At 71.6% G+C, this 12,238-nt stretch carries 12 protein-coding genes; 11 read left to right on the top strand and 1 reads right to left on the bottom strand.

Annotated features, from left to right (window positions below; genetic code table 11):
* The first annotated feature begins 35 nt into the window (after positions 1 to 35).
* The 11 genes from ABIE45_RS20505 to ABIE45_RS20555 are packed head-to-tail and all read left to right on the top strand — an operon-like array spanning position 36 to position 11,135.
* The gene (locus ABIE45_RS20505; protein WP_192709201.1) at positions 36 to 695 is read left to right on the top strand and encodes a cytochrome c3 family protein; all 660 of its coding nucleotides are present in this window, start codon (positions 36 to 38) and stop codon (positions 693 to 695) included.
* Positions 683 to 3,487: a 4Fe-4S dicluster domain-containing protein gene (locus tag ABIE45_RS20510; RefSeq protein WP_192709200.1), complete on the top strand. Its 2,805-nt coding sequence runs from the start codon at positions 683 to 685 to the stop codon at positions 3,485 to 3,487. Before ABIE45_RS20505 ends, ABIE45_RS20510 begins: the two co-directional genes overlap by 13 nt.
* On the top strand, positions 3,484 to 4,842 hold the full coding sequence (gene nrfD / locus ABIE45_RS20515) for an NrfD/PsrC family molybdoenzyme membrane anchor subunit (protein ID WP_192709199.1): 1,359 nt from the start codon (positions 3,484 to 3,486) through the stop codon (positions 4,840 to 4,842). The genes ABIE45_RS20510 and nrfD overlap by 4 nt, the downstream gene beginning before the upstream one ends.
* On the top strand, positions 4,839 to 5,366 hold the full coding sequence (locus ABIE45_RS20520) for a DUF3341 domain-containing protein (protein WP_192709198.1): 528 nt from the start codon (positions 4,839 to 4,841) through the stop codon (positions 5,364 to 5,366). The genes nrfD and ABIE45_RS20520 overlap by 4 nt, the downstream gene beginning before the upstream one ends.
* Entirely contained in the window at positions 5,363 to 5,890 is a 528-nt protein-coding gene (locus tag ABIE45_RS20525) for a cytochrome c (protein ID WP_192709197.1), read from the top strand. The genes ABIE45_RS20520 and ABIE45_RS20525 overlap by 4 nt, the downstream gene beginning before the upstream one ends.
* Complete coding sequence (locus ABIE45_RS20530; protein ID WP_192709196.1) at positions 5,887 to 6,852, top strand: hypothetical protein; 966 nt, start codon at positions 5,887 to 5,889, stop codon at positions 6,850 to 6,852. The genes ABIE45_RS20525 and ABIE45_RS20530 overlap by 4 nt, the downstream gene beginning before the upstream one ends.
* Positions 6,845 to 7,357, top strand: coding sequence for a hypothetical protein (locus ABIE45_RS20535; RefSeq protein ID WP_192709195.1), 513 nt, complete (start codon positions 6,845 to 6,847; stop codon positions 7,355 to 7,357). The genes ABIE45_RS20530 and ABIE45_RS20535 overlap by 8 nt, the downstream gene beginning before the upstream one ends.
* On the top strand, positions 7,354 to 8,436 hold the full coding sequence (gene coxB / locus ABIE45_RS20540; protein WP_192709319.1) for a cytochrome c oxidase subunit II: 1,083 nt from the start codon (positions 7,354 to 7,356) through the stop codon (positions 8,434 to 8,436). The genes ABIE45_RS20535 and coxB overlap by 4 nt, the downstream gene beginning before the upstream one ends.
* 34 nt (positions 8,437 to 8,470) lie before the next feature.
* On the top strand, positions 8,471 to 10,168 hold the full coding sequence (gene ctaD, locus ABIE45_RS20545; protein WP_192709194.1) for a cytochrome c oxidase subunit I: 1,698 nt from the start codon (positions 8,471 to 8,473) through the stop codon (positions 10,166 to 10,168).
* Positions 10,165 to 10,842: a cytochrome c oxidase subunit 3 gene (locus ABIE45_RS20550; RefSeq protein ID WP_192709193.1), complete on the top strand. Its 678-nt coding sequence runs from the start codon at positions 10,165 to 10,167 to the stop codon at positions 10,840 to 10,842. The genes ctaD and ABIE45_RS20550 overlap by 4 nt, the downstream gene beginning before the upstream one ends.
* On the top strand, positions 10,839 to 11,135 hold the full coding sequence (locus ABIE45_RS20555; protein WP_192709192.1) for a cytochrome C oxidase subunit IV family protein: 297 nt from the start codon (positions 10,839 to 10,841) through the stop codon (positions 11,133 to 11,135). Before ABIE45_RS20550 ends, ABIE45_RS20555 begins: the two co-directional genes overlap by 4 nt.
* 181 nt (positions 11,136 to 11,316) lie before the next feature.
* Here ABIE45_RS20555 and ABIE45_RS20560 read toward each other — a convergent pair whose 3' ends face one another.
* Entirely contained in the window at positions 11,317 to 12,012 is a 696-nt protein-coding gene (locus ABIE45_RS20560; RefSeq protein WP_192709318.1) for a DUF4142 domain-containing protein, read from the bottom strand.
* Between the last annotated feature and the right edge of the window lie 226 nt (positions 12,013 to 12,238).

The raw sequence follows: 12,238 nt of genomic DNA on the forward strand, positions 1-12,238 counted from the left end.
GACGTTCTCACGCCTCGCGGAGGTGGACCCGCGGCATGGTGCAGATCTTCCGCCCGGGTGCCGACACGGTCGCCCGGGTCGTCCTGGCCTCGGTGGCCGTGGTCCCGGTCCTGTCGATGGGCCTCGCCTACGCGGTCTGGCGGTCGCCCTACGCCACCCAGCAGGACGTGACCCGCGAGCAGCCGGTCCCGTTCAGCCACGAGCACCATGTCGGCGGCCTCGGGATCGATTGCCGCTACTGCCACACCGCCGTGGAGAAGGCCACCTTCCCGGGGATCCCGCCGACCGAGACCTGCATGAGCTGCCACTCGCAGATCTGGACCAACGCGCCGATGCTGGCGCCGGTGCGGACCAGCCTGGCCGAGGGGCGCCCGCTCCTGTGGCGCAAGGTCCATACCCTGCCGCACTACGTCTACTTCAACCATGCCGTGCACGTGGCCAAGGGCGTCGGCTGCACCACCTGCCACGGCGACGTCCAGACCATGAAGCTGATCCGGCAGGTGGCCCCGCTCACCATGGGCTGGTGCCTCGACTGCCACCGCGACCCGGCCCCGAACCTGCGCCCCCGCGAGGCTGTGTTCGACACGCGCTGGACGCCGCCGCCCGACCAGAAGACCGTCGGGGCCGAGCTCGTGAAGGCCTATCACATCAAGTCCCCCGAGCGGCTCAGCGAGTGCTCCATATGCCACCGCTGACCGCGCCCTCCCGCCGCGAGGCCCTGGGCCTGCTCTCCGCGGGCCTCGCGGCGGGCCTCGGCGCCTGCTCGAAACCCTCCGAGGAGCTGGTGCCCTACGTGGTGCAGCCGGAGCGGCTGCTGCCCGGCGTGCCGGAGCGCTACGCCACCGCGCTGTCGCTCGGCGGCTGGGCCCGGGGCGTCCACGCCATCGCGGTGGACGGGCGGCCGATCAAGATCGAGGGCAACCCGCTGCACCCGGGCAGCCTCGGGGCCACCGACGTCTTCGCCGAGGCCGCGATCCTCGACCTCTACGATCCCGACCGCGCGCGCACGGTCACCGAGCGGGTGAACGGCATCGCCTCCTGGGACATGGTCGAGCGGGCGCTGGCCGCGCCCCTGGCGGAGGCGCGCCGGCAGAAGGGTCGGGGTCTGCGCCTGCTCACCGGGCGGGTCACCTCGCCGACGCTCCTGCGTCAGATCGCGGCCCTGCTCCAGGCGATGCCGGACGCCGCCTGGCACGTCCACGAGCCCCTGGACGACGCGGCGTCGCTCCGCGGGGCGGAGCTCGCCTTCGGCCGCCGCTTGAGGGCGCTGCCGGATCCCGGCCGGGCCGAGACGATCCTGTGCGTCGGCGCCGACCCGCTCGGGCCGGGCCCGGACCAGATCCGGTTCGGCCGCACCTTCATGGACCGCCGCCGCGACCCGGCCCGGTTCGGCCGGCTCTACGTCGCCGAGACCGCGCTGACCCAGACCGGCATCAAGGCCGATGCCCGCTGCGCCCTCCATCCGGGCGACGCGGGCGCCCTGCTGGCCGCCCTGGCCAACGCGCTCGGCGCGGCCCTCCCCGCGCCCGACCTGCCGCAAGAGGCCGCCCGCTTCGCCGCCGCTGCGGCGGCGGATCTGCGCGAGGCCGAGGGCCGGGCCCTGGTCCTGGTCGGCGACGCCCTGCCGCCCGAGCTGCACGCCCTCGGCCACTGGATCAACGACCGGCTCAAGGCGCCCGTCACCTACACGGCGCCGCTCGACGTGGCGGGCGACCGCGCACCGGCCGATCTCGCGTCCCTGGCGGCGGATCTCGAGGCCGGCGCGGTCACCTGCCTGGCCATCCTCGGCTGCAACCCGGTCCAGACGGCGCCCGCCGACCTCAGCTTCGCGGACAGGCTCGGGCGCGCCGGCTTCTCGGTCCATGCCGGGCTGCACGGCGACGAGACCGCCGGCGTCACGCACTGGCACCTGCCGCTGGCCCACGAGCTGGAGAGCTGGTCGGACCTGCGCGCCCGCGACGGCACCGCGAGCCTCGTCCAACCGCTGGTCCGGCCCCTCTACGGCGGCCGCTCGGCGCACGAGATCCTGTCCCTGCTCGCCGGCGCACCCGCCACCGCCGGCTACGACATCGTGCGGGCGACGTGGCGCGATCAGGGCGGCGCCGATTTCGAAGGCTGGTGGCGGAAGGCGCTGCACGACGGACTCATCCCCGACAGCGCCGCCGCCCCGGTCGATCCGGGCGCAGCGCGGCTGCCGACCCTGCCGGCGCCCCCGGCCGAGGGTTTCGCCGTGGAGCTGCGCGCCGATCCCTGCCTGTATGACGGCCGCTACGCCAACAATGCCTGGCTTCAGGAATGCCCAAAGCCGGTCTCCAAGCAGGTCTGGGGCAACGCGCTGGCGCTGTCGCAGGCCGAGGCGACGCGGCGCGGCCTGGAGGCGGGGGACCTCGTCGCTGTCGGGCTGAACGGCCGCCAGATCGAGGCGCTGGTCGCGGTGGAATCGGGCGTTGCCGACGGGGCCGGGGCGCTCACCCTCGGCTACGGCCGCCCCCGGGCCGGGGCCATCGGCAACGGCGTCGGCGCGGACGGCTATCGCCTCGCCACGACGGCGGCCCCGCGCCTCCTGGCCGGCGTGAGCCTGGGAAAGACCGGACACCGCGGCGAGGTGCTGCGCACCCAGAACTATACGCAGATCGAGGGCGAGACGAAAAAACTGTTCCGGCAGATGGCCTTGGCAGAGCTTCCTCGCGCAGAGTCTAAGGGCATCGGCGCCGACCAGCCGACGCTCCTCAATCCGTGGCAGGGCGACGCGGACGGCCATGCCTGGGCGATGGTGATCGACACGCAGGCCTGCATCGGCTGCAACGCCTGCGTGGTCGCCTGCCAGTCCGAGAACAACGTGCCGGTGGTCGGCCCGGAGGAGATCGCCCGGGGCCGGATCATGCACTGGCTGCGGGTCGATCTCTACGATTCCGGCACGCCCGAAGCGGTCAACGCCGGGTTCCAGCCGGTGCCGTGCATGCATTGCGAGCACGCGCCCTGCGAGCCGGTCTGCCCGGTGGCGGCCTCGGTCCATGACGGCGAGGGGCTCAACCTCCAAGTCTACAATCGCTGCGTCGGGACGCGCTTCTGCGAGGCGAACTGCCCCTACAAGGTCCGGCGCTTCAACTTCTTCGGCTATGCCGACGGGCAGCCCTACGCGACCATGGGCGCCGAGAGCATCAAGGCGCAGCACAACCCGAACGTCACGGTCCGCGCCCGCGGCGTGATGGAGAAGTGCACCTACTGCATCCAGCGGATCGCCAACGCACGGCAGGAAGCCGAGCGCGACGACCGGCCGATGGGGCCGGTCGCCACCGCCTGCCAGTCCGCCTGCCCGACCCGGGCGATTACCTTCGGCGACCTCGCGAGGCCCGACGATCCGATCCGCGCCCTGCGCCAGGATCCGAGGCACTACGCCCTGATGGAGGAGCTGAACACGCGGCCGCGCACCACCTACCTCGCCGACCTGCATGCCCCGAACCCGGATCTCGGGGGGCGGACATGAGCGGCGGCACGCAGGCCCATCGCTGGATCGCCCCGGCTCAGCTCAGCCACGGCGCGATCTCCGCGGCGATCGCCGACCCGATCCAGAAGCGGAGGCCGGGCAAGGTCTGGTTCATCGCGCTGCTCGCCACCCTGCCCTTCGTGCTGGTGACGCTCGGGGCGATCGGCGCGGTGCTCACCGTGGGGATCGGCCTGTCGGGGGTGAACACCACCGTGGTCTGGGGCTTCTCGATCGCCAACTACGTCTGGTGGATCGGCATCGGCAATGCCGGCACGCTGATCTCGTCGATGCTGCTGCTCACGCGCCAGCGCTGGCGCGCCTCGATCAACCGCTTCGCCGAGGCGATGACCCTGTTCGCCGCCGGGATCGCCGGGATCTTCCCGATCATCCATCTCGGGCGGCCGCTCTACGCCTACTGGCTGGCGCCCTATCCCAACACCATGGATCTCTGGCCGCAATGGCGCTCGGCCCTGGTGTGGGATTTCTGGGCGATCCTCAGCTACATCCTGTTCTCGGCCCTGTTCTGGTTCACCGGCCTCCTGCCCGACCTCGCCACGATGCGCGACCGGGCCACGACCCGGGCGGGACAGATCCTCTACGGCGCCCTGGCGCTCGGCTGGCGCAACTCCGCCCGGCACTGGCAGGTCTACGAGACCTACCACAAGACCATGGCGGCGCTCGCCGTGCCGCTGGTCTGCTCGGTCCACTCCATCGTCGGCCTCGACTTCGCGGCGAGCCTGATGCCGGGCTGGCAGGAGAGCATCTTCCCGCCCTACTTCGTCGTCGGCGCGATGTATTCCGGCTTCGCCATGGTGGTGGTGATCGCGATCTTCATCCGCTGGGGCCTGAGCCTCCAGGCGGTGATCACGCCGGCCCATTTCGACGTCATGGGCAAGGTCATGCTGTTCGCCAGCGTGGTCATGACCCTGTCCTACGCCACCGAATGGTTCATGGCCTGGTACGGCGGCGAGCATGCCGACCGGGACGTGGTCCGGTACTTCTTCGCGGGCGATTACCGCTGGCTGTACTACGCCCTGATCGCCTGCAACTGCGTCGTGCCGCAGGCCCTGTGGTTCCCGTTCGCGCGCCGGAACCTCTGGGCGCTCGCGGCAATCTCGGTGGTGATCAACATCGGGATGTGGTTCGAGCGCATCCTGATCGTGTGGAACACGCTCTCGCACGGCCACGCCATGAGCCTGTGGCGGACGTATCACACGAGCCTCTACGACCTCGCGATCCTGTTCGGGCCGCTCGGCCTGTTCGTGCTCGGCTTCCTCGTGCTGGTGCGGATCTTCCCGATCGTCTCGATGCACGAGGTCCGGCAGGTCAGCCACGACGCGGGGGCAGCCGCATGAGCGCCCCGACCAGCGCGCCCCTGCTCGCCGAGTTCGAGACCCCTGAGGCCCTGGTCCGGGCGCTGCGGCTCGCCCGCGCCGACGGCCACCGCCTGCTCGACGCCTTCACGCCCTTCCCGCTGGAGGAGCTGTCGGGCGCCCTCGCGCCGCCGCGCAACCCCGTGCGGCTGGTCATGGCTCTGGCGGGCTTCGGGGCGGCGGCCGCGATGTACGGGCTGCAATGGTACAGCGCGGTCGTCGCCTACCCGCTGAATTCCGGCGGGCGGCCGCTCCATTCCTGGCCGGTCTTCACCCTGGTGCCGTTCGAGTTCGGCGTGCTGGCGGCGGCTTTGGCGGGTTTCGCCACGATGCTCTGGGCCTGCGGCCTGCCGCGGCTCAACCACCCGGTCCACGACATGCCGCAATTCGAGCGGGCGAGCCAGGACCGGTTCCTGCTGCTCGTCGCCCCGAAGGACGGGCCCGCGCCCCTGCGCCGCCGGCTGGAGGAGGCCGGGGCGCTCCTCGTCTCGGAGATGCACGGATGAGGCGCGTGCTCCTCCTCGCAGCCCTTCCGGCCCTGTGCCTCGGAGCCTGCGACGACCAATCGATGCGGGTGCAGAACCGCTACGAGGTCTACGGCAAGGCACCGCTCTTCCCGGGCGGGGCCGAGACGCAGACGCCCCCGCCGGGGACCGTCGCGCAGGGCGACGCCGCCGACGCGGCCGACCTCGACACGCCGCCCCATCTCGACGCGGCCCTGCTCGCGCGCGGCAAGGAACGCTACGAGGCGATCTGCACGCCGTGCCACGGCTATTCCGGCCACGGCGACGGCATGATCGTGCAGCGCGGCTTCCCGCCCCCGCCCTCCTACCACGAGGACCGCCTGCGGGCGGCGCCGGCCCGGTACTTCGTCGACGTGATCACCAAAGGCTACGGGGTGATGTACCCCTACGCCGCCCGGGTCGCGCCCCGGGACCGCTGGGCGATCGCCGCCTATATCCGCGCCCTGCAGCTCTCGCAGGGCGCGCGGGTCGCCGACGTGCCGGGCCTCGCGGAGCGGCTGCCATGATTGAATCCCTGGCCCGGGGCTGGCTTCTGGCCTGGCTCGTCTGGAGCGCGGTACCCGTGGGCAGCCTCGTCCTGATGCTGATCCACCGGGTCACCGGCGGCCGCTGGGGCGAGGCCCTGGCCCCCGCCCTGCGCCCGGCCGCCGCCCTGGTGCCGCTGGCCGCCCTGGCGTTCCTCGGCGTGGGCGTCAGCCTGCCCGCCCTCTACCTCTGGGCGGCCGATCCCGGCACGGTGAAGCCGGACATCGTTCAGCTCTACCTCGACCCGGCCCTGTTCGATCTGCGGGCGGCTTTGGCGCTGGTCGGCTGGTCGGTCCTCGCCCTGCTGTGCCTCGCCGGCCGCTGCTCCCCCCTCGTGGCGGCCCTGGGCCTCAGCTTCTACGGCCTCACGATCAGCCTCGTGGCGGTCGACTGGATCCTCTCGGTGGAGCCGCACTTCACGTCCTCCGCCTTCGCGGCCAACATCGCCCTCCACCAGATCCTGGCGGCCCTGGCCTGGGCCGCGATGGCGAGGCCGCCGCGGCTCGACGAGGACCGCGCCTCAGACCTCGCCGGGCTGATCCTCGCGACGCTTCTCGGGGTCCTCTACCTGAGCCTGATGTCCTACATCGTCGCGTGGTACGGCGACCTGCCCGAGAAGGCGGCCTGGTACCTGAAGCGCGGCACTGGCCCCTGGATCGCCGTCCTCCTTGCGTCGCTGGCGACCGGCGGGCTCCTGCCCTTCGCGGCCCTGCTGTTCGCCCGGATCCGGCGGAGCGCCGCCGCCTTGCGGGTCGTCGGCCTCCTCGTGCTGATCGGGGTCGCCCTGCACCTCGCGTGGTACGTCCTGCCGGCCTACGGGTCCGGTGCGGGCGCCGCCGCCGCGTTCGCGGTCCCGGGTCTCGCGCTGCTGGCCCTGGCGTCGGTGCCGGTCGGCCGCCGCCTCGCCCGGATCGGACCGTCGCGGAGGCCGCGGCATGCCTGAACAGGCGGCCGACGGCCAGCTGCATACCGGCGTGCACGACGACGCGGTGGGGCACGCCCGCCCGGGCACCGAGGCGGCGACCCTCGCCCTGCGCCCGGTGCTGCTCACCGGTCTGTTCATCGTGCTGTTCGTGGGCGCGACGCTGGCGGGCCTGCGCCTCTACTACACGCTCACCGTGAGCCTGCCGCTCATGCGGCCGCCCCGCACCTTCCCGGAGCCGCGCCTGCAGCGGGCACCGGCGGGCGATCTCGACGCCTTCCTCCGAGACCAGACGGCGCGGCTCGCCGGCTATGCCTGGATCGACCGCGACAGGGGCATCGCCCGCATGCCGATCGATGCGGCGATGGCCCGCCTCGCCGCGGAGGGTGATGCCGGCTTCGCCGCGCCCGTCCAGCCCGAGCAGGTGCCGCCCTTCGGGAGCCGCGGCGGCGCATCGAGCGGCCTCCCCGCGCCGGACGGGCAGCCCGGCAGCCACCAGCGCGCCGCCTCCGAGGGGACCCGCTGATGGAATCGCTGATGCCGGCCTGGCTGATGCCCATCGCCGCCTCCACGCAGGCTGCCAAGGTCGACCGGATCTTCCTCGGCCTGACCCTGATCTCGGCCCTCATCGTGCTCCTCGTGGTCGGCCTCGTGGTCACCTTCGCGATCCGCTTCCGCCGCGGCTCGAAGGCCGACCGGGGGCCGCTCCCCGAAGTGGTCTCCCGCGAGTTCGAGATCGGCTGGACCGCCGCCACCCTGTTCATCTTCGTGTTCATCTTCTGGTGGGCGGCCTCGGCCGAGATCGGGGCCTTCTCGCCGCCCAAGGACGCGCTCGAAGTCCACGTCGTCGGCAAGCAGTGGATGTGGAAGACGCAGGCCTCAAACGGCGCCCGCGAGATCAACGAGCTGCACGTGCCGGTGGGCGTGCCGGTGCGCCTGGTCCTGACCTCGCAGGACGTGATCCATTCCTTCTACATCCCGGCCTTCCGGCTGAAGCGCGACGCGGTGCCTGATCAGACCACCGAGGCGTGGTTTCAGGCCACCAAGACCGGCACGTTCCAGCTCATGTGCACCGAGTATTGCGGCACCGACCACGCCCGCATGCTCGGCCGCGTGATCGTCATGGAGCCGCAGGATTACGCGGCCTGGCTCTCGGCCCAGCCCGAGGGCGACGACCTCGCCCACCAGGGCGCGCGGCTTTTTTCGGAGCGGGGCTGCTCGGGCTGTCACGCACCCGGCTCCGCCGTGCATGCGCCCAGCCTCGCCGGCATCTGGGGGCAGGCGGTGCAGCTCGATGGCGGCAGGCTCGCGACCGTCGATGCCGCCTACGTGCGCGATTCCATCCTCCAGCCGAAGCGGGACGTCGTGGCGGGCTACGCGCCGATCATGCCGAGCTACCAGGGCCTGCTCTCGGACGGCGAGATCCAGGCGCTGACCGCCTATATCCGCTCGCTCGGCGCGGGGCCGCGGGAGATCCGCACGCCCGGCCTGCCGCCGCTGTCCTCGCGGGTGCCCGGCACGGCGCCCGAGCGCAGCCCCGCCATGGTGCCGGGCGCCCCCGTCGCCGACACGCCGGCCCCCGCCGGACCGGCGGTGCGGCCGTGATCCCCGCGCAGACATCCCGAACCGGAGTGCCCGCATGAGCACGCGCGTCGCTGAGAGCCCGGCGAGCCTCGCCGACCCGGACGAGCTCGCCCTCGGCCTGCCCGAGAGCTACCTGTCGGCCGGCGGCACGCTCGGGTCGTGGCTGACCTCCACCGACCACAAGCGCATCGCGATCCTCTACGCGCTGTCGGTGACGCTGTTCTTCTTCATCGGGGGCGCCGCCGCCACGCTGGTGCGGCTGGAGCTGTTCACCCCGCAGGCCGACCTCGTCGGCGCCGACACCTACAACAAGCTGTTCACGCTCCACGGCGTGATCATGGTGTGGTTCTTCCTGATCCCGTCGATCCCCACCACCTTCGGCAACTTCCTGCTGCCCCTGATGATCGGGGCGCGGGACCTCGCCTTCCCCAAGCTCAACCTCGCGAGCTGGTATCTCAACGTCCTCGGCGGCCTGATCACCGCGACCGCGGTGCTGGCCGGCGGCATCGACACCGGCTGGACCTTCTACGTCCCCTACTCGACCACCTTCTCCAACACGGCCGTCACCATCGGCGTGCTCGGGGTGTTCGTCTCGGGCTTCTCGACCATCGCCACGGGGGTGAACTTCATCGCCACCACGCACCTGCTGCGGGCGCCCGGGATGACGTGGTTCCGCCTGCCGCTGTTCGTCTGGGCCATGTACACGACGAGCATCATCTTCGTGCTGGCGACGCCCGTCCTGGCGCTCACGATCCTCCTCGTGGTGGCCGAGCGATCCTTGGGCCTGCCGATCTTCGATCCCGCCCGGGGCGGCGACCCGATCCTGTTCCAGCACCTGTTCTGGTTCTACTCGCACCCGGCCGTCTACATCATGCTCCTGCCCGGCATGGGCATCGTCTCGGAGGTGATCACCTGCTTCGCGCGGCGGCGGATCTTCGGCTACGACTTCATGGTCTACGCCCTGGTGGCGATCGCGGTGATCGGCTTCTTCACCTGGGGCCACCACATGTTCACCTCAGGGATGTCACCCTATGCGGCCCTGATCTTCTCGTTCCTGTCCTTCGTGGTCGCGGTGCCCTCGGCCATCAAGGTGTTCAACTGGACGGCCACGCTCTACCGCGGGCAGGTCGGGTTCGAATCGCCGATGCTCTACGTGCTGGGCTATATCGGCCTGTTCACGGTCGGCGGGCTGACCGGGCTGTTCCTGGCCTCGATCCCGATCGACGTGCACGTGCAGGACACCTACTTCGTCGTCGCGCATTTCCACTACATCATGGTCGGCGCCACCGTGTCGGCCTACTTCGCCGGCCTGCACTTCTGGTGGCCGAAATTCACCGGGCGGATGTATCCCGAGGTCTGGGCCAAGTTCGCCGCCGTGCTGATGTTCTTCGGCTTCAACCTGACCTTCTTCCCGCAATTCATCGCGGGCTACCTCGGCATGCCGCGGCGCTACCACGTCTACCCGCCGGAGTTTCAGGTCTGGAACGTGCTCTCCTCCTCGGGGGCGGCGGTGCTGGCGGCGGCCTACCTGATGCCGCTCGGCTACCTGACGTGGTCGCTGTTCTTCGGGGAGCGGGCGGTGAACGATCCGTGGAACGCCTCCGGCCTCGAATGGCGCACCACCTCGCCGCCGCCGCGGGACAATTTCTTCGGCCATCCGGCGGTCCTCGGCAAACCCTACAACTACCATCCCGAGGGCGCGGAGCCGGTGCACGACCAGCCGCGCATGCCCTCGCAGGGCTCGCTGACATGAGCGATCCCGCCATCGCCCCCGAGGCGCTGCTCCGAGAACCCTGGGACGGGCTCAGGCTGTCCGAGGATGAAGCGCTGTCCCAGCAGCGCTTCGGCGCGACCTTCGGGATCTGGATCTTCATCGCCAGCGAGGTGCTGTTCTTCGGGGCGCTGTTCCTGTTCTACGCCGCCATGCGGGCCGAGCACGCGGAGGCCTTCGCGGCCGCCGCCCGCGAGACCAACATCGTCTACGGCACCCTCAACACCGCGCTCCTGCTGACCAGCGGCCTGACCGCGGCCGCAGCCTCGCGCGCCTCCGAGCACGCCTCCTTGAGCCGGATGGTGCTCTGGTGCCTCGCGGCAACAGCCCTCCTCGGCCTCGCCTTCCTGGCGGTGAAGGGGCTGGAATACCGCGCGGACATCGCCGAGCACCTCGTGCCGGGGGCGGGCTTCAAGCTGCCCGAGGCGTCCGCGCAGCTGTTCTTCGGCTTCTACTGGCTGTCGACCGGCATCCACGGGGTCCATCTCGCCATCGGCATCGGCCTCGTGGCGCGGCTGATCGTGATCGGCTGGCGCGACCGGGACCGCCTCCCCGGCAATCCGCAGGTCGAGGTCGCACTGCTCTACTGGGGGTTCGTCGACATGGTCTGGCTGTTCCTCTACCCGGCCCTCTACCTCGCGGGGCGCGCGGGATGAGCGGCGGCGTCTCCGCGGGCACGGTCTGGCGCCACGTCCTGCCGGTCTGGCTCGGCCTGATGGCGCTGCTGGCGCTGAGCTGCGCCGCCGCCTACGCGCCGCTGGGCGCCTGGACCGTGGCGGTCAGCTTCGGCATCGCCGCCACGCAGGCCGGCCTCGTCGCGCTGCTGTTCATGCGCCTCGACCGGGCGAACGCCCTCATCCGCCTCACGGCGGCCTGCGGGCTGTTCTGGTCGGCGATCCTGTTCTCCCTGAGCCTCGCCGACGTGCTGAGCCGCCTGACGCGGTCCTGACCCGGTCGCAGGATCGTGTGGCGGCCATCACCCGGATGGGGGATGTGCCGCCCCGGGGCGGCCGCTAGGGTCGCGCCATCTCCGAGACGAGACCACCTTCAAGCCCGCCCGGCTTCTGCCGCGGCGGGCTTCTTCTCGGGTTCGGCGCGGTGCCCGCGCCGAACCGGGTCCCGGCCCCGCGTCAGCCGGGCTGCTGGCCGCCCATCCGCGCCTGCATGCGGCTGAGCTGGGCGATGTGCAGGTTGATCAGCGGCAGCGCGCCCCGGGCGATCCGGCGCAGGCCCGGATCCTCGCCCGACTGGGCGTAGCTGCCGTGGATGCCGAGCGCCTCCTGGTGACCCTGGAGCGAGGCGTTCACGAAGGTCGCGTCGTATTGCGGTCCCGGCGGCATGCCGGTGAGCTGCGAGAGGATCTGCGCCTTCTGCGCGTCGGTGGTCATACCCTGGGGCGACGCGACGCCGAGACCGCCCGCGACCCCGCCTGCAACGCCGCCCGCGACGCCGGCCGCCGTGTTCACGGCGGCGCCGGCCACCGCCACCGGTGCCGCGACGAGGCCGCCGATCAGGCCGCCGGGGCCGGCGGCCGCGGGGCCCGGAGCCGGGATCGGCGCGCCGCCCGTATAGGCGCTGATCTTCCGGGACAGGTTCACCTGCTCGATCACCTCGGCGCGGGAGAACTTCCTGACCATCGGGTTCGTGGTCTTCTCGTGGGCGTCGCGGGCCGTGTTCTCCAGGAACAGGCCGCCGGCGGTCGCCATCTGGAGATAGGCGCCGGTGGGGATCGCGCCGGCCGGTGTGACCTGCGCGATGGCGGTGCGGGTGAGCGCCAGGGCCGCGGTGGCGCCCAGCATGGTGGTGAGGATGTCGCGACGGTGCATCATAGGACAGGTTCCAGTGGGATGAGGCACCCGACGCCCCGATCATCGCTGAGGTGCTGCCTGGCGAACCTCACGACGCGGACAAGGTTCCTGCTCAAGCTCCCGCATCGCGCCCGGATCAGCGGGCCGATCCTGGCGATACCGGCTTGGCGATACCGGTTCTCGTGTCCGGTTTGCCGGTATTCATCCTATTAGCCGGTGTCTCCGCGCTCGGTGTGCAGCTTTA

Origin of the sequence: Methylobacterium sp. OAE515 (assembly GCF_041806315.1) — a bacterium.
GTDB classification, from domain to species: domain Bacteria; phylum Pseudomonadota; class Alphaproteobacteria; order Rhizobiales; family Beijerinckiaceae; genus Methylobacterium; species Methylobacterium tardum.